The 21,525-nt window shown below is 58.9% G+C and carries 15 protein-coding genes and 1 riboswitch; of the genes, 13 read left to right on the top strand and 2 right to left on the bottom strand.

The features are described from left to right. The first annotated feature begins 28 nt into the window (after positions 1–28). Positions 29–1,195: an efflux RND transporter periplasmic adaptor subunit gene (locus AC33YF_RS01940; protein WP_491775505.1), complete on the top strand. Its 1,167-nt coding sequence runs from the start codon at positions 29–31 to the stop codon at positions 1,193–1,195. 13 nt (positions 1,196–1,208) lie between these two features. Beyond that, positions 1,209–4,352 (top strand): efflux RND transporter permease subunit, encoded by a 3,144-nt coding sequence (locus AC33YF_RS01935; protein ID WP_491775504.1) that lies wholly within the window; start codon positions 1,209–1,211, stop codon positions 4,350–4,352. Between the two features lie 32 nt (positions 4,353–4,384). Here AC33YF_RS01935 and AC33YF_RS01930 read toward each other — a convergent pair whose 3' ends face one another. Continuing rightward, positions 4,385–4,765, bottom strand: coding sequence for a hypothetical protein (locus AC33YF_RS01930; protein ID WP_491775503.1), 381 nt, complete (start codon positions 4,763–4,765; stop codon positions 4,385–4,387). Positions 4,766–5,061: 296 nt separating this feature from the next. Here AC33YF_RS01930 and AC33YF_RS01925 point away from each other — a divergent pair, with 296 nt between their 5' ends. From AC33YF_RS01925 to AC33YF_RS01875, 11 genes are all read left to right on the top strand, one after another. Further along, positions 5,062–6,384 carry an FAD-dependent oxidoreductase gene (locus tag AC33YF_RS01925; RefSeq protein WP_491775502.1) on the top strand — a complete coding sequence of 441 codons (1,323 nt, stop codon included), beginning with the start codon at positions 5,062–5,064 and terminating at the stop codon, positions 6,382–6,384. After that, complete coding sequence (locus AC33YF_RS01920; protein WP_491775501.1) at positions 6,381–8,366, top strand: terpene cyclase/mutase family protein; 1,986 nt, start codon at positions 6,381–6,383, stop codon at positions 8,364–8,366. The genes AC33YF_RS01925 and AC33YF_RS01920 overlap by 4 nt, the downstream gene beginning before the upstream one ends. After that, positions 8,366–10,666 carry an efflux RND transporter permease subunit gene (locus tag AC33YF_RS01915; protein WP_491775500.1) on the top strand — a complete coding sequence of 767 codons (2,301 nt, stop codon included), beginning with the start codon at positions 8,366–8,368 and terminating at the stop codon, positions 10,664–10,666. Before AC33YF_RS01920 ends, AC33YF_RS01915 begins: the two co-directional genes overlap by 1 nt. A gap of 24 nt (positions 10,667–10,690) precedes the next feature. After that, positions 10,691–11,080, top strand: coding sequence for a hypothetical protein (locus tag AC33YF_RS01910; protein WP_491775499.1), 390 nt, complete (start codon positions 10,691–10,693; stop codon positions 11,078–11,080). 276 nt (positions 11,081–11,356) lie between these two features. After that, the gene (locus AC33YF_RS01905) at positions 11,357–12,385 is read left to right on the top strand and encodes a phytoene/squalene synthase family protein (protein WP_491775498.1); all 1,029 of its coding nucleotides are present in this window, start codon (positions 11,357–11,359) and stop codon (positions 12,383–12,385) included. A 133-nt stretch (positions 12,386–12,518) separates the two neighbouring features. Further along, a complete protein-coding gene (gene idi / locus AC33YF_RS01900) occupies positions 12,519–13,058 on the top strand; it encodes an isopentenyl-diphosphate Delta-isomerase (RefSeq protein WP_491775497.1) in 540 nt (179 codons plus the stop codon). A gap of 76 nt (positions 13,059–13,134) precedes the next feature. Further along, entirely contained in the window at positions 13,135–14,586 is a 1,452-nt protein-coding gene (locus AC33YF_RS01895; RefSeq protein WP_491775496.1) for an OmpA family protein, read from the top strand. 31 nt (positions 14,587–14,617) lie between these two features. Further along, positions 14,618–15,268 carry a helix-hairpin-helix domain-containing protein gene (locus AC33YF_RS01890; RefSeq protein ID WP_491775495.1) on the top strand — a complete coding sequence of 217 codons (651 nt, stop codon included), beginning with the start codon at positions 14,618–14,620 and terminating at the stop codon, positions 15,266–15,268. 42 nt (positions 15,269–15,310) lie between these two features. Beyond that, positions 15,311–15,533: riboswitch (cobalamin riboswitch) on the top strand. 40 nt (positions 15,534–15,573) lie between these two features. Then, entirely contained in the window at positions 15,574–16,251 is a 678-nt protein-coding gene (locus AC33YF_RS01885; RefSeq protein ID WP_491775494.1) for an energy-coupling factor ABC transporter permease, read from the top strand. A gap of 248 nt (positions 16,252–16,499) precedes the next feature. Further along, positions 16,500–17,960 (top strand): SLC13 family permease, encoded by a 1,461-nt coding sequence (locus AC33YF_RS01880; protein WP_491775493.1) that lies wholly within the window; start codon positions 16,500–16,502, stop codon positions 17,958–17,960. Positions 17,961–18,225: 265 nt separating this feature from the next. Then, positions 18,226–20,976, top strand: a complete 2,751-nt coding sequence (locus AC33YF_RS01875; protein WP_491775492.1) for an AsmA family protein — start codon at positions 18,226–18,228, stop codon at positions 20,974–20,976. Between the two features lie 41 nt (positions 20,977–21,017). On the opposite strand, the gene AC33YF_RS01870 is transcribed toward AC33YF_RS01875, so the two are convergent. Further along, positions 21,018–21,506 carry a DUF1579 domain-containing protein gene (locus AC33YF_RS01870; RefSeq protein WP_491775491.1) on the bottom strand — a complete coding sequence of 163 codons (489 nt, stop codon included), beginning with the start codon at positions 21,504–21,506 and terminating at the stop codon, positions 21,018–21,020. Between the last annotated feature and the right edge of the window lie 19 nt (positions 21,507–21,525).

The raw sequence follows: 21,525 nt of genomic DNA, 5'->3' as shown, positions 1-21,525 counted from the left end.
TGTTGGCGCGAAACCGGGAGTGGCCGCGATGCCCAGCCAAGATACTGAAGACAGTACGAAAAAATCCGCCTCTGGGTCGTCCTTGAAGCGTTTCATACGCTCAGCCGCCACAGCGGTTGTCGCTGCTGGCTTCCTGGGACTGGCCGTTGCCGGGGTCGCCGCGCTACATGCCCGCAGTGCCGCCGAGTCGCTTCCAGGCGCTCATCCACCGGTTGCGGTGAAAACTCTGCGACTCGAAATCCAGCCCAATTACAGCGAAACCGTTCGATATGTTGGCCGCTTGGAAGCCGCCCGTCAGACGGCGCTTGCCTTCGAGCGCCCGGGCCTTGTTACCAAGGTGCGCAAGGACGAGGGCGATCGGGTCGTGGCCGGAGACGTTGTTGCGACGCTCGACACGTCGCAGCTCGAAGCGAGCCGAAGGCAGCTTGAAGCACAGATCCGGGAGCTTGAGGCGCGCATGGAGCTAGCTCGGCTCACCCTCGAACGCCAATCGAAGCTGCGCAAAAACGGTTGGAGCCCCGAGCAGCGCCTGGATGAAGCGGCCGCCGCTCTCCATGAACTCAGCGCGGCAATTGATCGGGTCAAGGCGCAAATTGACGCCATCGATATCGACATTGAAAAGTCCCAGCTCAAGGCGCCCTTCGACGGTGTGATTGCGGCGCGGTCAATCGATGAAGGTGCGGTGATTGCGGCGGGCACGCCGATCCTGACCGTACTCGAAGCCGGTCACCGTCAACTCCGGGTTGGACTCCCGCCTTACGTGGCTGCCGCGCTGGAAAATACCGAGACCTATCAAGTCGAGACGCGGGCGGGACCGGTCGTGGCGCGTCTCTATGCCAGTAGGCCCGATCTGCAAAGTGCGACACGGACGGTTACGGCGTTGTTCGATGTGAAGACCGGAGACGCGACGCCGTTCGGGGAGATCGTCACGCTGATGATTGAGCGCAAGATCGACGAGCGGGGTGCATGGGTCCCGCTTGTCGCGCTTCAAGAAGGCGATCGCGGTCTGTGGAGTCTGCTGACTGTGGACGAGGAGGATGGGAAGCCGATCGTGCGGCGCGAAGCCGCCGAGGTTCTACACGTCGATGGCGCGCACGCATATGTGCGCGGCACTTTCAAACCCGGTGCGAGCGTGATTGCGAACGGCACAAACCGTGTCGTTCCAGGACAGCGCGTGGCGCTTTTAGGAAGCTAGTCGGAGCTTACACATGTACACGCTTTTTTATCGAGACGCGCGACTCTTTGCTCTGGCGATCCTTCTGATCGTTGCTGCCGGCGCCTCCGCTCTGATGACGATCGGACGTCAGGAAGATCCAACCATTACCAACCTCTTTGCAACGATCGTTACGCCGTTCCCTGGCGCGGACCCTGCGCGCGTGGAGGCACAGGTCACGGAGAAGATTGAAGAGGAACTCCGTGAGATCCCAGAGATCGATGAGATCACCTCCGTGTCGCGCTCGGGCATTTCCGTCATCACGGTAGAACTGTCCGAGTTCATTTCGGACACCGCAATCGAACAAGCCTGGTCGGAGATCCGCGATGCGTTGGACGACGCGGCAGTCAATCTACCACCCGGTGTACCGGCGCCTGATTTCGACGACGACAGAACGGGAGCGTTCACCGCGATTGTCGCGCTACAGCCACGTACCGATCTTGAGACGAACCCCGCAATACTCGCGCGCTACGCCGACATGCTGCAGGATCGCTTGCGCGCCGTCCCGGGCACCAAGCTTGTTGAGTTGTATGGCGCGCAGGAGGAGGAAGTCAGCGTCACGCTAGATCGGACGCAACTCGAGTCCCTGGGGCTCACGGCTGAGACTGTCTCACAAGCCATCGCAGGTGCGGACGCCAAGGTGCGGGCAGGGGTCGTGCGCGGCGACCAGACCGATTTGCTCATCGAGATCGAAGGAGAGATCAAAGCGCTCGACCGGTTGCGCGCGATACCCGTTCGCCAGGGTGCGGACGGACGGATCGTTCGTCTGGGCGATATTGCCACCGTGAAGCGCGACGTGCGCCAGCCACCCTCAAGTCTCGCTCTCATCGGTGGCGAGGAAGGCGTATTGATCGCAGCACGGATGGAGGACGATCTCCAAGTTGATGCGTGGGCTGCGCGCATCACCACGGCTCTGGATAGTTTCGAGGCGGACATGCCAGCGGGCATAGCGCTTCATCGACTTTTCGATCAGTCGACCTACACCAGTGAGCGGCTCTTCGGTGTGCTCTCCAATATGCTGATCGGCATGGGCCTGGTGGTCTCGGTTCTGCTTCTCACCCTAGGTTGGCGTTCGGCCCTAATCGTGGCGACGGTCATTCCTTTGGCGGGCCTTATGTCCATCTTCGGGTTGAAGTTCGTCGGTATCCCGATCCATCAGATGTCCGTGACCGGTCTCATCGTGGCGCTCGGCCTTCTCGTCGATGCCGCGATTGTTATGACCGACGAAATTCGCAAGAAGCTTGCCGCAGGGCTGTCGCGTCTGAACGCCGTCGACTATGCGGTCCGTCGCCTCTTCGCGCCCTTGATCGCATCAACCGTCACGACAGTCCTTGCCTTCATGCCCATGGTCTTGCTTCCGGGTCCCGCCGGAGACTTTGTAGGAGCGATCGCCATAGCTGTGATTATCATGCTGCTCTCATCTCTCTTGCTGGCGGTCACAATCACGCCGGCCCTAGCCGGTCTTATTCTCAAGATTCCTGAGAAGGACGCGAAGGCAGGCTGGCTGACGGGCGGCGTGTCGTTCGAGAGGCTCGGCTCGGCTTTTCATGGGAGCTTACGTCTTGCGCTGGCCCATCCCTGGCTCTCTATCCTGTTCGCGCTGATTCTACCGATCATAGGCTTTGGCGCATTCCCCACGCTCAAGCCGCAGTTCTTTCCCGGTGTCGACCGCAATCAGTTCTACGTACAGGTCAAGCTGCCGGACGGGACAGCAATTCGTGAATCCGAACGCGTTGCGCGTCGGGTCGACACCGTCCTCAAAGCCGAATCGGATGTAACGGATGTCAATTGGGTGATCGGCGAAAGCGCGCCGGCTTTCTACTACAACATGCTTGCGAACCAAGATGGTGAGCCAAGCTTTGCCGAGGCGCTCGTCACCACACGTTCCGCCCAAGCAACCGAAGCGCTGCTCGACCGGTTGCAGCGCTCGCTTGATAATTCGGTGCCGGAAGCGCGGGTTATTGTCAGAGGACTGGTTCAAGGACCCCCGGTTGATGCGCCTGTGGAGATTCGTGTCGTCGGCAGTAGCCTCGCAACCTTGCGCGAGATCGGCGATGAAATCCGGCAGCGCATGCTGGCTGTTCCTGGGGTCACGCTGGCTCGGACCGAGATTGCCTCCGGTGCGCCGAAGCTCAGCGTCGCGCTCTCCGAAGAGCGAGCGCGGCTAGCAGGCCTCAATCTGGGCAATATCGCGGGTCAGCTCGAAGGGCGGCTTGAGGGCGCGGTCGGAGGATCCTTGATTGAAGGCAGTGAAGAGCTGCCAGTCCGCGTTCGCTTGAGAGACGAAGCGCGCAGCACAGTGGACGCGGTGCTCGGCTTAGATCTTGTCGCGGCGTCAGCAGCAGGCGCAGACGGTTACCGCGGTGTGCCCCTCACGGCGCTCGGCGAGGTAAACGTCGTACCGGCGGAAACGCCAATTCATAGGCGCAATGGCGAACGCATCAATACGGTCCAGGGATTTGTTGAGCGCAATGTCTTGCCTGAGGTCGCCTTGGCGCAGGTTCAGCAACGCATTGCCGAGAGTGGATTAGAGCTGCCCCCGGGTTACCGGTTGGAAGTTGGCGGGGACGCCGACGCGCGGGACGAGGTTATTCGCAACCTGCTGGGAGCCATGGGTCTAATCGTAGTGCTGACGATCGCCAGTATCGTAATGACCTTCGGCTCCTATCGTCTCTCGGCGATCACGTTCGTCGTGGCCATTCTTTCCATGGGTCTAAGTCTCCTGGCCCTGGCGCTATTCCGCTATCCGTTCGGCATCCAGGCTGTGATTGGCGTGATCGGTTCCATTGGAGTATCTATCAACGCCGCGATCATAATCATTACAGCGCTCCAAGCTGACGCCCGCGCGCTTCGAGGCGACGCGGAGCGGATTGCCGAGCTTGTGATGGCTCAAGGCCGCCATATTGTCTCAACCACGATGACGACGTTTGGCGGTTTCGTCCCGTTGATCTTGGCCGGAGGCGGCTTTTGGCCACCCTTTGCGATGTCAATTGCGGGCGGCGTGTTGTTGTCGACTGTTGTGTCGTTCTATTTTGTGCCCCCGGCGTTCGCGCTTCTGGCGCGGCGGGGCACACTACCTGCGCGGGACGTTTCGACACCGGATGCTGATCCTGGCGCGATCAGCGCCACCGCTTCGTAAACGCCTTCGTTTGCTCTGCGACAACGGTCGCACTAGGGAAGTTCTGCATCGTCTCTGTCTGGATCCCAGTTGAAGGTGAACTCGCCTGAAGTGGTCTCGAATGCGACCTCAGTGAAATCGCACGGGCGCCCCTCGTCGCGGCAGAGCCACATAACTCGAGTTCCAAGCTTCATATTATCCAATGATCGGTAAGCCTTGCAGCGACACTTGCCCTGATTCACCACAACATTCGTCATGGTCAGGCCAGGAGTTTTGGTCACGCACATCAACACGTAGTCACGGCGTGCTGCCAAGCTCATTGGATTGGGGACTTCCTTCACACAAAACAGGTGTTCATTTTCGGATGACGCAAGCGCTTGCCCCGAGAAAGAACAGATGCCGCCCAGTAGTCCAACGATAATGGCTTTCTTCATTTCTGAGCTCCTGTCAGACGCGTTTCTGGGCCACCACGCTTAAATCGTGTTGCAATTGGGATTGAAGGCCGGCGGGCGATGATTCGTTGCTGTGCCACACTATACGTGAGCTCCGCCATTGCAGATCATGGTCAGTCGCAAGCGCGGAGCCTGATCTTGCAACGCCGGGATGGTCAAAACCGCCTGAAACCGTTACGATTCCTCGCAGAGGTCGGTTCAGCGATTGTGCTTAGTCCGAAGAGAGTGGAGCGCGCTGCTGCGATTTGGCGTGCCCGTAGATGCCAGTGGGGGTCCTGGTGCGAAAGGGTCATGACGTTGCGGTGATTGGCGCGGGGCCCGTAGGGTGCGCCGCAGCAATCGCGTTTGTGCAGCGTGGAGCCAGGGTATTGCTGCTGGAGGCCAACCCGCGAGCATCCGAGCGCTTTGCGGGCGAGTGGATTCATCCGTCCGGTGTCAAGGTTCTTGAGCAGTTGGGCTTAGCCGACCTTGAAGCGTTTACGGAAAACGGTCCGAGACAAGGGTTTGTTGTTCATCCAGACGATGGATCGGATCCCATTGTCCTGCCCTATCCGAACGGCTTCACAGGCCTGAGCTTCGACCATAGCAAGCTGGTCAGCGAACTGCGCCAAAGGGCAGTTGCAATGTCTGACATAGACTATGTGGCGCCAGCGAAGCTGATCAGGCTTAAGCCCGAAGCGGCCTATCTTGATGGGAGCACGGGGTCGGAGGTCAAAATTCACGCCAAGCGCATCATCGCGGCCGATGGGCGTCGTTCGGGAACGCGTCGTATGCTCGGTCTTTCTGACGGGTCAGTCGGAGTCTCTTTTATGGCTGGGCTCGTGCTCAACGACGTGACGTTACCGCTCGAGGGCTATGGTCATGTGATGAACGGCGCCGCCGGTCCGATCATGGCCTACCGGATTGGACCCAACAAAGTGCGACTATGTCTCGACGTTCCTGCCTCAGCAGCGTCGCTACGGCGCGACACGGACGCCTTATACAATGCCGTCGAGTCCGCGCTTCCCACGCGATTGGCCGAAGCCCTTGCAGTTGCGCTGCGTGATCGCAAACCTGCCTGGATGGAGACCCGCTTCCAGACGCGGGCAGCCTATGGACGAAAAGATGTTGCGTTGGTTGGCGACGCGGTTGGCTGTACGCATCCGCTTACGGCAGTCGGCATCTCACTAGGACTGAAAGACGTACAGGCTGTGGTGGAAAGCTCCGACGCTGAGGCTTACGCGCGCCGGCAGAAGGCTCGCTCGCGCGTCCCAGAGATGTTGTCGAATGCCCTTTATCAGGTCTTCACCGATCCCCGCAAGGACGCCGTCGCCATCCGGCGGTCAATGTTCCATATGTGGAGAACAAGCGCGGAAGAGCGTTGCCGGACGATGGGGCTACTTGCTGCGACGGACGTTCGCGGGAGAACATTCGCGGCCTCGTTTTTCCGAATCGGCTTTCGGGCGGCGCGGAAAACTGTGGGTGCGGATTTGCGCGAGAGACGTTGGGGGCACGCGCGTCAATCAGTCGGACGGTTTGCTTCATGGAGCGGCTGGCCGATTGCCGGTCTTCTCCCCGGATACCGGAAGATACCGGACCACCTTAAGGCCTCGGGGCATTGAACCACTGGGTGGCGCAGTCGGATATCTCACAGGCCGTTGATCTGGCGCTTCGGCACCTTCGGGAAACGCAAGCGCCGGACGGTAGCTGGCACGGCGACTATGGCGGGCCTGTGTTCTTGCTCCCGACGCTGATCGCTGCGACGCATATCATTGACCAGCCCTTCGACCGCAAAACCGAGCAGGACTTCATCCGGTTCTTCAAGCACTACCAGAATGCCGATGGCGGCTGGCCACTCCACATTCATGGGCAGAGCTACGTCTACACCACTGCTTTGTCCTATGTAGCGCAGCGATTGATGGGCGTGCCTGCAGACGACCCCGACTTGCAGCGTGGCAGGATGTGGCTCCTCGATAGGGGGGGCGCCGTCAACGTCGCGCCGTGGGGCAAGTTCCTCTTCGCGCTGCTCAATCTTTACGATTACGAAGGCGTGCTTCCCGTACCGCCTGAGCTTTGGCTTTTGCCGCGGGCATTCCCCGCTCATCCCTCCCGCTTCTGGTGCCATAGCCGGATGGTCTATCTGCCCATGAGCTATCTCTATGGCATCAGAGCGCAAGCCCCAGCTACGCCCATCGAGAGATCGCTTCGTAGTGAGATATTCTGCGAACCATATGATTCACTGGATTTCGGCACGACCCAGACTCGCTGCGCACCGTGCGATGTTTACGTGCCGGTGTCGCGCAGTTTTCGTGTGTTGAGCGGGTTGCTGAACGGGTACGAAACCGTCGCGAGCAAGAAGCTTCGGGATCGCGCGAACGCCTTTGTGCTGGATCAGGTTCGGCAGGAGGACGACAACACCAACAACATCTGTATTGGACCGATCAACAAGGTTCTCAACATGCTGTGCTGGCACTTTGCAGAGCCTGGTGGCGAACGGGTCACCGCCCATCGGCGGCAACTCCCCGAATATCTTTGGAAGGGCACGCACGGCACTCATATGCAGGGCTACAATTCCTCGCGGCTCTGGGACACCGCTTTTGCTGCCCAAGCCATTTGCGCGAGTGGGCGCGTTGAGGAGGCGCGTGACACGGTTGAGCGCGCTCATGGCTATATCGATCGGAACCAGGTGCTGGAAGACACACCGGATCGCACACGCTATTTCCGTGATTCTTCAAAAGGCGGCTGGCCATTTTCTGATCGCAAACATGGCTGGCCGATTTCCGATTGCACGGCGGAGGGTTTGAAATGCGCATTAGCTTTGAAGCATTATGTGGACGCGCCTCTCTCTAAAGAGCGCCTCGAAGATGCTGTGGAGTTGATTTTGGGCTGGCAAAACGCGGACGGCGGCTGGCCCACTTACGAACGGTCGCGGACGGCGCCTTGGATGGAAGCGCTCAATCCTTCTCTCGTTTTCGGGGACATTATTGTCGACCACTCCTATGTGGAGTGCACGTCGGCCTGCCTGCAGGCACTGATTCGATATCGTGAAGAGGGTATCGATCACGCGCTTGAACATCGTATCGAAAAGGCAATAGAGCGCGGGCGCCAATTCTTGCTTAACCGGCAGCGTGCCGATGGATCATGGATGGGTGCGTGGGGAATTTGCTTTACGTACGGTACTTGGTTTGCGGTCTCCGGTTTGCGGACGGCCGGGCTTGCCGCGGAGAGTGTGCCGGTCCGGCGTGCTGCGGCATTTCTCGCCTCTCATCAGCTTCCCGATGGCGGATGGGGCGAAACGATCGAGAGCTGCCGGCGCGGTGAGTATGCGAGCTGCACTTCAGGGCAGGTCGTAATGACGTCCTGGGCTGTGCTGAGTCTGCTACAGAGCGAGATGGCCGATAGCGAACAAGTCCGTGCTGGCTTGCGCTTTCTGCAAGATCGGCAAGAGGTGGATGGTAGTTGGCCTGACGAGACGATCGCTGGGGTTTTCAACAAGACGTGCGCCATCACCTATGACAACTATCGCAAGATCTTCGGTTTATGGGCCTTGGCGGCTGCGGAAGCGCGGCTAAAGTCGGCGGCTAAAGACGAGGGGATGGCCTGATGACGGCCGGTTTCGGGTTGGAAAAGCTGGGGCTCCTGGCTCAGCGCTTTCCACGTTTGACCCTGCTGGTTGTTTTGGTGCTGGCCATCCCGCTTGCCTTGGCCGCAGCCAAGGTCCAGTTCTCGAGCGACATCCGTGAAATCTTTCGTTCGGGGACCAAGGAGTATCGCGATCTGCAAATGGTGGAGCGTCAGTACCCGCAGACCGGCGAAGACGTGCTGCTGCTGGTGCAATCTCCTGACTTGTTCAAACGCGAGAATCTCGAACGCCTACGCGACCTGCATTTGAATCTGCATTTTGCCGAGGGTGTGAAGCATGTCACTTCGATGTTCTCTGCGCATGACGCGCCGGATGCCACCGGTAATGCCGAGGCTGTGTTCCCGATGGACCTAGACGGCATTGACCTATCTGCACTGCGCGAAACGCTCCTTGGCCATCCGTTTGTTTCCGACAAGCTCTTGTCAGCAGACGCAAATAGAGCGCTGTTCGTCGTTGCGATCGAGCCTCGCCCCAAGATCGATGACCTTCGCATAGTCGCCGATGATCTGCGTCGCGTTACTGACGAGGCCTTGGCGGGCACTGACTTGGTTGCTGAACTGAGCGGTGTGGCGTTCTTCCGCCTTGAGATTGTTGGCGCTCTGATCCGCGATCAACGCCTCTTGATCGGGGCTGGATTCACAGTGTCCCTGATCATCTGTTTGTTGTTCTTTCGCAGTCCGATCTATGCGCTGCTTGCGGGCGTCCCGGCCGGAGTCGCTGTTCTGTGGACGCTGGGTATCACCGAGTTGCGTGGACAAGAAATGACTGTCCTGACTGGGGTCGTACCAGGTCTGGTCACGGTGCTTGTCTTCGCAAGCTCGCTGCATTTGATGTTCGGAATCAAACGCAGGCTTGTCGCGGGAGAGGGCCCCCACGAAGCAATTAGATCTTCGGTGCAGAACATCGGTCCCGCCTGCGTGCTCGCCGCCATGACAACGGCGATTGCATTGCTTTCCCTCACGCTTGTGCCTCACACGCTTGTCTCGGGCTTTGGGCTTACGGCTGCGATCGGCACGGCTGTTGCTTTTGTGGTGACGATTACGGTTCTGCCTGCGCTCGCCGAGCTGTTGTTGGGTTGGGCTGGTAAGAAAAAAGACGCAGACGCAACTGTCGACCGGATTTTCGGGGCCACGAGTACTGTCTGCGACCGCTTGGGCCGTAGTGTCCTCAAGCGACCCGGCGCAGTTCTTGCCGCTGGCCTCGTTGTGGCGATTGCTGCAGGCATTCTCTACGCCACGATTAGTCCAAGCTATCAGTATAGGGACTATTTGCCGGCGAATAGCCAATCCTCACGAGTGATGGACGTGGTAGATGAGGACTTCGGTGGCACCGAAGCAATACTACTGCACGTTCAATGGCCGAAAGATCAGTCGTTGGATCCGTCTGAGGTGCTTTCGATCGTAGGTAAGGCGCATGAGATCCTGGAGAAGCTGCCACTCGTGACAAGGGTCGTATCCTTGCACGGCATCGAAACGTGGATGGCGGAGGGTGGGCTTGGGCGTGCCGAAATCCTAGAGTTCTTGAAAGAGGCAAAGTCGCCCCTCATCGAGCGGATGGTCTCCTTAGATGACAACTCAGCCCTTGTATCCGGTTATTTCCCTGCCGTGGACGCATCCGAGCTGGTTCCGGTGCTCGACGCGCTAGAGACGGAATTGGAGCCCCTGCGGGCGGCTCATCCGGGGGTGGGTTTCATAGCGACTGGGATCGCACCGCACTCAGCACGGGCCAGTTACGAAATGATCATCGAGCTCAACCGTAGCCTGCTGATCGCCATCGGTCTCAACGTTCTGCTGATAGGCCTCGTCTTCTGGTCGCTGAGGGCAGGGCTCTACAGCATGTTGACCAATGTACTACCCATCGCGGTCGCAGGCGCGATCCTGCACCTCACAGGTGCAGGACTACAGTTTACCTGCGTTGTGGCCTTCACGATCGGCTTTGGTATCGCCGTCGACAATGCTATTCACATTCTGAACTACTATCGCTTGATGCGGTCCAAAGGCGAGGCTGTGAAGCCAGCTCTTGAGCAGACCATAGCGACCATTGGTCCCGCCCTCGCGGTTGGCTGTCTGGTGCTAATTGTCGGCTTCGGGGGCACAGTCCTAAGCGAGCTTCCGAGCCTGCGCCTTTTTGGACAAGTGGTCATAATGCTCTTAGCGACAGCGCTGTTTGCAAACCTTTTGGTGCTTCCGGCGTTGATTGCTTTCATTGAGGGCCGCGGTTTGCGAATCGGAGCCCAGCGGCAAACAGTCAAAGGCAGCTAGGCATTCGCTGCCAGGGAGGATCGGATGAGACGCCTGTTTTTCCTGTTCCTGATTATGTTCATCGCTACGGCTTCGCCGTTGCATGCGGAGCCGGTGTCCCTTGAAGGAACGTGGAGCGGCAGCGGGACAATGCAGGCCGTGGACAGGCCGCCCCAAAAGTTGACCTGCAAGATCAATTACAAGCGCGAGACCGACAAGGTTTTCAGGCTTGCAGCGAAATGCGTGACCGTATCGACCTCAATCAACCAGACGGCGCAGCTGCTGAAGGTCAATCCCGGCGTCTACACCGGGAAATTCGAAATCGCGTCCTACGATATTTCCGGGCGGGTGCGGGTCGTCGTCAACGGAAATGCTCAGACCATGTCGTTTCAGAGCTCTCGAGCCAACGGCACCGTGAATTTGAAGAAGTCTTGACGCGGTAACAGACACGGTGTGCTACGATGCCCTCAAGCAGCCTCAACTTGCAGGTGCTTTTTGAGGGATTTAACAACCGGCATCTTTGACGACAGTGCCAGGCAATTGGCACGGGCTTTCGGTGGCCAGATTTGGTAATTGCCATGATCGGCCAGGGATTGACGCCCGGAACACGGGTTGACGTCCACGATACGAGGCAGCAATCCTGGATTGACTCAAAGGGGCCATCGACTCGCGGCCCAGCGTGGCGAAAACGGGGGGTGGGGGCAAACCGAAGTGGACAAGGCAGTCGGCAACATAAATTCTCCGTTGCTGCTGGTTCCCCGGCTGTCGCGGACATTCGCGCTGACGATTCCAAAATTGCCCCTCGATCTGCAGCGGACCGTGGGCACGGCCTACCTGCTGTGCCGCGCCGCCGACACGATCGAAGATTCGGGCTTTTCAGACCGAGACCGAAAGATTGAGCAACTCGACATTTTTCTCGCCGGGGTCGAGCGGAGAGCGACCTGGGAAGACGTTTCGCGGAAACTCTTCGCGGCCCTGTCTGGGAAGGTCGCGCCTGAGGAACTCGACCTCATCAATCACTTGCCTGATCTGATCGAGTATCTTGAGGCATGCCCCCAAAGACAGCAGGCCGCCGTGCGCACATGTCTTACGAAGATGGCGTCGGGAATGAAGTCATTCGTCAATCGTCCTTCAGGGCTGGCCGACATGGTGGAACTGGACGACTACTGCTACGTCGTGGCGGGCGTTGTCGGCGAGATGCTCACCGAACTCTTCTGCGACCATGCCTCGGACGTCGACCAACAAAGGGAGAAGCTGAGCAAGCTCGCCGCCAGTTTCGGTCAAGGGCTGCAGATGACGAACATTTTGAAGGATATTTGGGATGATCGGCGGCAGGGCCGCTGCTACTTGCCGCAAAGCCTCTTTTGTTCGGCAAGCCTCGACTTGCGCGATCTCGATCGGGCGGCCCAAAAGCCTGCCTTTCGGCCAACAATCCATCGTCTTGCGGCGGTTGCTCTCGACCATCTGGGCAATGCAGTCGATTACACTTTGACGATCCCGCGCCAGCACACCGGGATCCGACAATTCTGTTTGCTCGCAATTGGAATGGCCTATGCCACTCTCAACCGTGTCGTTCAGGTCTCGAACTTTTCCCCGGACTATCACCCAAAAATTTCGCGTTCGACCGTAAAGAGCGTCATGCTCGCCGCCCCCGTCATCTGCCGAAGCGATTCGCTAACGCGGTGGGCTATGTCTGGGATGGCGAGCAGATGTCAGGCGAACGCCGTTCAACACTCCTGATCGCTGCAGTACCGGCACTGGTCCCTTAGGACCGAGATTCTGAGTCGTTGCCGCGCGAGCAGGCCATCAGTGTCTGTTGTGTATCCTATGTCGGCCCCTTGACAGTGTTCTTCCGATTCAAGAGGTTGGCGCGATGGAGACTTTAGAAAAAGTCATTCTCGTCGACGATCATGATCGGGAGATTGGTACCGGCGAGAAGCACGAGGTCCATAGGCAAGGTTCTCTGCATCGCGCATTCTCGGTCATCATCTGGGACAGCGCTGAGAGAATCCTGCTCCAGCAGCGCAGCGGCAGCAAATATCATTCTGGTGGACTCTGGACAAACGCCTGCTGCGGGCATCCGCGCCCAGGTGAAGAATGTGCGGCGGCCGCTCAAAGACGGCTGCAACAAGAAATGGGTTTCGATTGCCCGCTTGTTGGGCTCGGCACAATCCGCTATCGCGCGGAACTCGACCACGACATGATCGAGCACGAGATTGTGCACGTTTTTCAGGGCTTTCATGACGGTGCCATCGCGCCGGACCCCGAAGAGGCGCAGGCCTATCGTTGGGCGACCCCTCAGGATGTGCAGGCTGACGCGGTGGCTTCGCCCGAGAGATATACGGCTTGGTTCCGCAAGTATCTCAGAGCCAAGTGGCCCGTCATGCGTGCGGTGCCTGAGAATTCCAGCTGACTTGCTTTGCATCCCCACAGGTTGTTCATCGGGCAGCCACGCAGAGGTGTAAGCCTCGACGAAAGGGAAAATACCGATGCGGAAGATCCTGGCAATCTTGTTTCTTATCGCGGGTGTCATCGCGTTGTGCGGATACGGCGCGAAGCATCATGCCCGGCACATGGAACAAATTGTTGCGGACGGCGCCAGCGGGGCCGTTGCTGCCTCTGTGCATGGCCTCAAGACGACCGTTGGCGGGCGTGACATCGAGGTGAGCGGACTTGCCGATAGCGCGGCCGAACGTGATCGAATTCTGGAGACGCTCGATACCGTAGAGGGGCGGCGCGTCGTTCGGGATAGGATGATCGTTCTGGCGTCTGCCTCGCCTTACACGTTCTCGGCGGAGAAAACAGACAAGGGTGTCACCGTCTCCGGCTATATGCCGACCGACATTGCGCGCGAGGGGATTGCCGTGATTCTCGACCGCGATGTGCCGGAACTTGAGCTTGCATCCGGCGCACCCGGGGGCTGGACGATTGTTGCGCAGGATGGGCTCAGCGCTCTTGGCAAGCTGAACAACGGTCAGCTGAGCATGTCGGATACGACGCTCTCGATCTCGGGGGAGGCCACGACGCCCGCTGACGGGGAGGCTGCTTTGGCAGAGCTCAAAGACGTGCCGCCGGGTTACGCGGTCACGACATCCCTCGACTACTTGGACGACGGCGAGCCCATCGACTTTCAGATCGTCTATTCCGCCTCGGACGGCGCGTCCGTAAACGGCAAGCTGCCCGCCGGATTGACTCCCGAAAATGTGGCTGACGCACTCGGTCTGGCTTCCATTTCCGGCGACCCGTCTATCGCGATCTCGGGTGATCCCAGCTCTCTCCTGGCGGCTCTGAAGATACTCTCATCATGGCTCGCGGAATTCGAAACGTTGAAGCTAATGCTTGGGAGCGACAACGGTTTCGGTCTGACCGCGAACGCCTCTCCGGGAGCGGACGTAGAACTCTTAAACAGCGCCCTCTCAGAATCGTTGGACGGTGCAGATGCGGTGACAATTGAGGCTGCCAGCGATTTACCACCCGAGGGCACGAGCCGCGTGAACGCTGCGACAGGGGAGACGGAGGTGCTGACGGCGGGCTATTGGCTGCCCCAGATGGACTTCGTGGTTGGTTACGGACAATGCCGCGACAAGGCCAATGCGCTCTTGGCCGCGCGCAACGTAAACTTTGTGACCGGCTCTGCGCGGCTCGACGCCCGGTCATTGAGAGTCATCAACGCGATTACTTCGCTCGTTATGAAGTGTGTTCAGTCCGGCGACCTGCGCGTCGAGGTTGGCGGACATACGGATAGTCAAGGGGACAGCGCCTCCAACATGCAGCTAAGCCAGGACCGGGCCGAAGCGGTTGTTGAAGCTCTCATTCGACGAGGCGTACCGGTGGAAGCTATCGCCGCAGCGGGCTACGGCGATACCAAACCTATGGCCGACAACGACACAGAAGACGGGCGGGCAGCGAACAGACGCGTGACTTTGGCGTTCACTCAATAGCGGGCCGAGAGCTACACAAAGGGGATTTCTTATGTTCAAGAACTGGGGCTTTCTGCTCGGAGAAATATGGTTCCTGATTGTGCTCGCGGTTTTTCTGGGTCTGTTCGCGGGTTGGCTCCTTTGGAGCGGACGCCGGAGCACTGCCTCAGAGAGTTCCAGCGCCGAGGTCGACGCGTTGCGATCCCAACTCGAACAATGTCGGACGACATCAAAAGAGAAAGACGAGTTGATCGGTCGTCTCGAAGCGCGGCTGGAAGGCCGCGGGGTCAATCCAGAGACGGTGCCGGCCTCGTCTCAGAGTACGGCTACGACACCCGCCAGACTCGTGGCCACGGGAAAGACGACCAGCGCAGACGCCGACCATGGCGCCGCCAACAGAGGCAGCAAACCCAAGACACTGGAAACGCCCCTCGACGGGAAGGCGGACGACCTCAAGAAGATCAAAGGCGTCGGACCTAAGCTAGAGCAGCTTTGCAACCGCTTGGGTTTTTGGCATTTCGACCAGATTGCCAACTGGACGGACGATGAAGTGGCCTGGGTCGACGCCAATTTGGAGGGCTTCAAGGGCCGCGTCACGCGCGATAGCTGGGTGGAGCAGGCTAAATTGCTCGCGGAAGGCCGCGCAACCGAGTTCTCCAAGCGCGTCGAGGCCGGAGAAGTCTACGATCAAAGCAAGAGTTGAACCGTTTCGTTTTTGCGACTTGACGCTGCGCTCGAGTCGTCCGAGAGTCGGAACGCCTTTGGTGTTTGGGCGCAATCGCGCGTCCGGATGAAACGGGAATAGGTAGGGCCCAACCAGCCCCGAAACCTAGCCGCCCCCGCGACTGTATGCGGTGAGCCGTCTTTCACTGACGTCACTGACCCTCAAGCCATTAGGCACAGGTTGGGAAGACGAAAGCCGGCAGTGATCCGCGAGCCAGGAGACCGGCCAATTGGCAAACGGGCCAACCCAAGCGCCGTCGGGTGAGACGGCAACGGAGGGATACAATGCATATTGAACCTGGCCTTGTGGCCGAGGGTAAGATTTGGTTGAGCGTTGCCACTGCCGCGGGCGCCGGCGCCTGCGGCTTTAAGCTTGCTTGGGAAGACGTCAAGGAGCATGGCACTGTTTCGCTTGCGGCGCGCGCCGCAATCGCGACAGCACTCGTCTTCGGTTTCTTCGAAGTGTTACCGCACTACCCGGTTGGCGTTTCCGAAGTACACTTCATCTTCGGTACGACGCTGTTTCTGCTCTTCGGATCGGCAGCTGCGGCCATAGGATTGGCCTTGGGGCTTCTGTGTCAGGGGCTGTTCTTTGCGCCGGCCGACTTGCCGCAGTACTTCATGAATGTCACGACGCTGTTGGTGCCGTTGTTCGGCATACGATATCTCGCTGAGAAGATTATTGATCCCGGCACATGCTATGTGGACTTGAAGTACAGCCAGGTGCTTGCGCTCTCGGCCACGTATCAGGCGGGTATCGTCGCGTGGGTAGGATTTTGGACGCTCTATGGTCAGGGCTTCGGTGCGGAAAATCTGCAATCCTTGGCGATGTTCGGCGGTGCTTATCTGCTGGTCATCATCGTGGAGCCGTTGGCGGATCTTGCCGTGCTTGCGGGCGCGAAGGCGCTCCGCTTCTTGCGGGGAAGTCCGTTCGTCGTGCAACGGCTCTTCCACACAGCCTAAGACGGCATAACTCTTAAAGTATTGGGGCGGCGGTGCGTATATAGGCGCCGCCGCCAAGACGGCGAAGCTGACAGCTGCGGCGATGGCATCTCCCGTGGACGGCGCCGACAGTGTCGGTCTCACGCAACAAGTCCGTGCCTGCTCCAATTTGACATCCAGGTATGATCCGTGTCCAAAGCGGGCGCTAACGACTTCAGCCAAGGCCGGAAATACATTCGCGGCTTCGAAGCAAGAGGCGGTCGCGAAGCATGCTTGAGCCGGATGAAAGCGGGGCGGGCCGCAAAACGCATCAACTGATTGGCCTTGGCATCGGCCCCTTGGTGTTTGTTGCCTGTTTGCTCAGCCCCGCGCCAGACGGCATGTCGCCACTGGCCTGGTCCGTCGCCGCGTTGGCGTTGTGGATGGCTGTTTGGTGGTCAACGGAGGCGGTCCCGCTTTTTGTAACAGCGCTTCTGCCGCTCGCAGTATTGCCGCTTCTCGGCGTTGATAGCATTCGGGGCGCGGCTGCGCCGTTCGCCCACCCCGTGGTGTTCCTGCTGCTTGGCGGCTTTCTTATCGGGCTCGCTCTTGAGAAGTGGCATCTGCATCGGCGGATCGCCTTCCACATCATCCTGGCGGTCGGTAATCAGCCCCTAAATCTCATCGCGGGCAAGATGCTCGCGACCGCGTTTTTGAGTATGTGGATCACGAACACGGCTACGACGATCATGGTCTTGCCAATCGCCATGTCACTCATCGCCGTCATTACCCCGAACGGAAAAGTGAGTCATGGCGAGGCCGCAAATTTCGGCACAGCAATGATGCTTGCCATCGCGTATTCGGCTTCCATCGGCGGGATGGCGTCTCTTGTGGGCTCGCCCACCAATCTGCTGGCCGCGAGCTATCTGGAGGAAGTGTTTCAGATCGAAATCACGTTCGCCGAGTGGATGCTGTTCGCGCTGCCGATCTCTGCACTTCTTTTGGGATGCGCGTATCTCGTCCTGACCCGGATTGCATTCCCCGTGACCAACAGACTGGGTGCGGTAGACCCAAGCCTCGTTCAAGGGATGCTGCGGGAGATGGGGCCAATGTCGGTTCCTGAAAAACGCGTCTGCGCCGTGTTCGTGACCGTGGCTCTTTGCTGGATATTCTCGCCCTTGGTGGAGGACTGGCTTGACTTTGACATCTCCGATACTGGCATCGCTCTGATCGGCGCTATTGCACTATTTGCCATTCCTGCAAATTGGTCTGAACGGACCTTTTTGTTGGACAGCACTGCTGTGCGCCGGGTGCCTTGGGAGGTCTTGATTCTGTTCGGTGGGGGGCTCAGCCTTGCCAAGGCCATCGACACAACGGGGCTTGCGGTCTGGATTGGCGACAGCCTGTCTTTCTTGGAGGCGATGCCGCTCCTGGTGCTGATCTTTGGCCTAACACTGCTTGTGGTTCTGCTGACCGAACTCATGAGCAATACGGCAACCGTCGCCGCCTTTTTACCCATAGCCGGTAGCCTCGCGCTGGGAACAGATGTCGCGCCGTTTCTGTTTGTCATGCCGATTGCGCTCGCGGCCTCCGCAGCCTTTATGCTGCCCGTCGCGACACCGCCCAACACGCTCGTGTTCGGGACGGGGTATGTGACCCTGCCGCAAATGATGCGCGCTGGTATTCTGTTGAACGTGTTGGGAGCCGCCATCATCGCGGTGGCCATAACGGCCGCCGCGCGGTTTATTTAGGCGTTGAGGCTCAAAGTGGCCCGGCCAGGAGCCCATTCCTGTCCGGGCCGAAACGCCTATTTTTGTTAACTTCCCGTTCGGTTTTGAGCCCTACGACGCTAGACCCGCAGTTGTTAACGAGGTGTTAACGCGGACCGTCCGTCCCAAGGTTTCATACTGCGCTCTTCCGGCGATGTCTGACGAAAGCCAGTCTGCAAACCGGCTTTCCGGACTTACGGCATTGGGTTACGCTCGGCGCCGTTAAACGAAGGCAATTTCCCCCGTCATGCGTCACAAATCGCTTAGTCGATTGATTCTCCGCATCCTCTTCATCTGCGTCGTTGCCCTCGCTATTCCTGTGGCGGGTCTCTTGCTGATCTCGGCCGGACCGTTCGAAGAGGTGCGGCGCAACGCAGCTGAGCATTTCCTTAGCGCAGCCCTCGACGTGCCGGTCGAGGTCAAAGGGCCTGTCGAAATCGGCTTCGCCTTAGAGCCCAAAGTTACGGTGCAAGACATCGTTGCCGTCGAGAGCCGTTTGCCGACGGATATGACCGACTTTTCGATCAAGGCCATCGACGTGGAGGTTCCGCTATTGCCCATGCTGACGGGACATGTGGACCTGAGCGGCCTAAACGTCGACACCCTCAAGGTAGCCATTGATATTCCTCCGGGTCGGAACACGGAACTCCAGGGCGTGGAGGCGATAGCGGCGTTCGTCAAGAATATCGTGCACTCGGCCGTGTCGAGTAATTTCGAGCTCCACGATACGATTTTGGACCTCACGGATCAGGAAAGCGGCTTCACGCTCCGGTATGGCTTCGACGCGATCGTAAGCAAGGCTAAGGATGACGGATCGATCCGAGTCGATGCGAACGGGCACCTGAACGACGAACCTTGGAAGGTTGCCGGGGACGTAAAGCCACTAGTGGCTGGCAAGAAACGGACGTTCGATTTTTCGATCGACCATCCGGGCATAATGGCCGAATTTGCTGGCGACTACACGTTTGGATCGGTGGGTGATGTGGTCGACTTCACCGCGAAAGCGAAGTCGCCAACACTGGAGAACATCCTCAAGATCTATGAGATCAAGGGCCAGCTGGATGGCACCGGCGATCTTTCCGCGCGGGTCTCCGGTCCACTCGAGGCACTCAAGCTATCCGATCTTATGCTTAAGCTCTCGTTCGAGTCCGGCGATGTCTACACCGTGTCTGGCGGCATCGACGATCTTTCCGCACTAACGGGCCTCGAGCTGGCGTTCGACGGCAAGCTCAAGCCGCAGGAGAATCCCGACAGCGAAGTTTGGCCTTTCCTGCGGATCGCGATCACAGGGTTTTCCGGAAAGCTGAGGGGCTCTAGCGACGGCGTCTTGGTGCGTGACTTCACCATCGATACGACTGCGCTCGACACGACATTGAGTACCTTGGGTCCGATCACGGCAGAGCGCTTATTCAAGGACAAGGAGGGCCGGCTCGGGATTTACGACGTATTGATCTTGGCAGGCGACTCGTCGCGTCCAGGGCTCCGCATTACCGGAGACATTAAGGACATTATCGACTTCAAGGGTATCGACTTGAAGGGCGTCGTCGATATTCCGACGACGGAGTTTCTCGATCTCACAGTCAAGAAGGAAGTCCAGGGACTCGGCCGCTTCACAGGAGACTTTGCCGTATCCGATACCGATGGCTCGCTCGGCTTGGAAATGCTCTCGGCGAAAGTGACGGATAGCAAGCTATTGGCGCTCTCACTTGATCTCTCCTTTGACGATGTGAAAACCGGAGACGACTTCAAGCTCTCTACTAAGCTCGACGTTCCGGATTTCGAGGCGCTGGCCAAGGCGCTCGGCTCCAATGTGAGCGATGTCGGACAGGTTAAGTTTGACGGCACCGTATCGGGCGGCACGAACAGAATTGACTTGGCGGGGACCGCCTTGGCTGGCGAGACAACAATCAAGGGCGCTCTCAGCGGTGCGGTTTCGGACGGAAAACCGTCTTTGTCGGGGAGCCTCTCGTCTCCGTTGTTGCACTTGTCCGATATGAAGAAGCTGCATGCGGTCGCCACGACTTATTTGAAGAACGTCAACGAGAAAGATCTGGATGTCGTCGATTACAGAGACATGTGGGACGACCTCCCCGTCGACTTGGAGATCGATGTTGCAAGAATCGCCGGGGGAGGGACGGACGCCAGCCACATCAAGGGGCGTGTAACCTATCTGGCGGGTTTGATCGGGCTCGAACCACTATCACTCACCTATCTCGGTGGGCGTGCCACCGCGTCGGGGAAGATCGACACGCGTAAGAAGCCGACCAGCTTCGCGCTTAAGGGACGCGTCGATCGACTCCGGATCGGCACGATCCTTAGGGAGATGAAGGAGAGCTTGCCCGTCCGCGGAACGCTTAATGTGGACTATGACTTGTCGGGATCGGGCGATAGCGTGGCGGAGATTCCGCGCACGTTGAACGGTTCTGTGACGTCATCGTTACGCGATGGTTGGGTCGGAACGGATCTCATCAATTTAACGGGCATGAGCCTGCCTGCTTGGCTTCTGTCGCGCGGGCAGGGCGGGGGTGCCGAGTTGGTGTGCGTGGTTGCGCCGTTTGCGTTCCGAGAGGGGCGGGGAACCACCCACGGCCTCGTCTTCGAGACACGCGAGGTGCAGATCGTAGGCGTAGGGTATGTGAATCTGCGGCGGCAGACGATCGATATGCGCTTCAAGCCTCAGCCTTTGCGGCGGGAACTAATTAAGGTCACGCAGCCTTTCGCGATTCAGGGCAACCTCGATCATCCTAAATTGCATCTAGAAGGCGCGCCCGTGCTGAACGCGCTCGCCGGCTCGATTGCGTTTCCATTTAACGCGCTTGATCATATTATTCAGCCGAAGATGGGCGAAGTCCGCCACCGGCCGTGCCACGTAATCCACACACGCGCGAGTGAACAACGTGGCGTGAGAGGGCGCGAGACGGAACGCCGGTCCCGCGGACCGCTTGGCCTCGGTATCCTTGGAGGCGAACCGGACCGGGCGCGCGAACGCCGGCGTTAGAATTAAGCTTTGCGACGGTAATGAGCCGTCACGAACTGAAACTACTGACCGTCCTCGCCACGCATACGCGACTTTAGCGTCCAGTGTTCGTCGCTCTCGATTTCGATCAGATCCTGGTACGGGGCCAAGGATCCCTCGTCCGAAAAGCCTGGCCCTTCCGTATCGAGCGTCAATACTTTCCCAACCTCGTACAGCGTACCCTCATAAATCCAATGGTTTGTCATGCAGCTGGCGACGAAGCTGCCGACAAACGGTGCCTTCTGAGGATCGTAGCCCAGCGTGATTACGCTGTTCACCGGTACGCCGTCCGGCGCATCGCCCGTGCCCTCGCAGAGAATCCACAAACCGTTAAGCGACCGAACCTTCGCGTCGCCTGTGCTCTTCGTCGGGGGCTCACTCGTGTCCATGATGCACTCGCCTTCGAAGCTCCAGTCGCCGATCAGCCGATGCAGCCAGTCATGGTCCATCTGAGGCTCGGGTTTCGCGTTCGCATCGTCAGGCTCTTTTTCGGGTGCTGCCGCCGCGGTCATGGCCTCGATCCGCGCTAAG

This window comes from Methyloceanibacter sp. (genome assembly GCF_058506495.1).
This window is presented reverse-complemented; position numbering and strand designations above follow the sequence as displayed.

Excerpts from the sequence above, each read along its gene's own strand:
- AC33YF_RS01940 (WP_491775505.1), top strand. The coding sequence starts at position 29 with ATGCCCAGCCAAGATACTGAAGACAGTACGAAAAAATCCGCCTCTGGG.
- AC33YF_RS01935 (WP_491775504.1), top strand. The coding sequence starts at position 1,209 with ATGTACACGCTTTTTTATCGAGACGCGCGACTCTTTGCTCTGGCGATC.
- AC33YF_RS01930 (WP_491775503.1), bottom strand. The coding sequence starts at position 4,765 with ATGAAGAAAGCCATTATCGTTGGACTACTGGGCGGCATCTGTTCTTTC.
- AC33YF_RS01915 (WP_491775500.1), top strand. The coding sequence starts at position 8,366 with ATGACGGCCGGTTTCGGGTTGGAAAAGCTGGGGCTCCTGGCTCAGCGC.
- AC33YF_RS01910 (WP_491775499.1), top strand. The coding sequence starts at position 10,691 with ATGAGACGCCTGTTTTTCCTGTTCCTGATTATGTTCATCGCTACGGCT.
- idi (WP_491775497.1), top strand. The coding sequence starts at position 12,519 with ATGGAGACTTTAGAAAAAGTCATTCTCGTCGACGATCATGATCGGGAG.
- AC33YF_RS01895 (WP_491775496.1), top strand. The coding sequence starts at position 13,135 with ATGCGGAAGATCCTGGCAATCTTGTTTCTTATCGCGGGTGTCATCGCG.
- AC33YF_RS01890 (WP_491775495.1), top strand. The coding sequence starts at position 14,618 with ATGTTCAAGAACTGGGGCTTTCTGCTCGGAGAAATATGGTTCCTGATT.
- AC33YF_RS01885 (WP_491775494.1), top strand. The coding sequence starts at position 15,574 with ATGCATATTGAACCTGGCCTTGTGGCCGAGGGTAAGATTTGGTTGAGC.
- AC33YF_RS01880 (WP_491775493.1), top strand. The coding sequence starts at position 16,500 with ATGCTTGAGCCGGATGAAAGCGGGGCGGGCCGCAAAACGCATCAACTG.
- AC33YF_RS01875 (WP_491775492.1), top strand. The coding sequence starts at position 18,226 with ATGCGTCACAAATCGCTTAGTCGATTGATTCTCCGCATCCTCTTCATC.
- AC33YF_RS01870 (WP_491775491.1), bottom strand. The coding sequence starts at position 21,506 with ATGACCGCGGCGGCAGCACCCGAAAAAGAGCCTGACGATGCGAACGCG.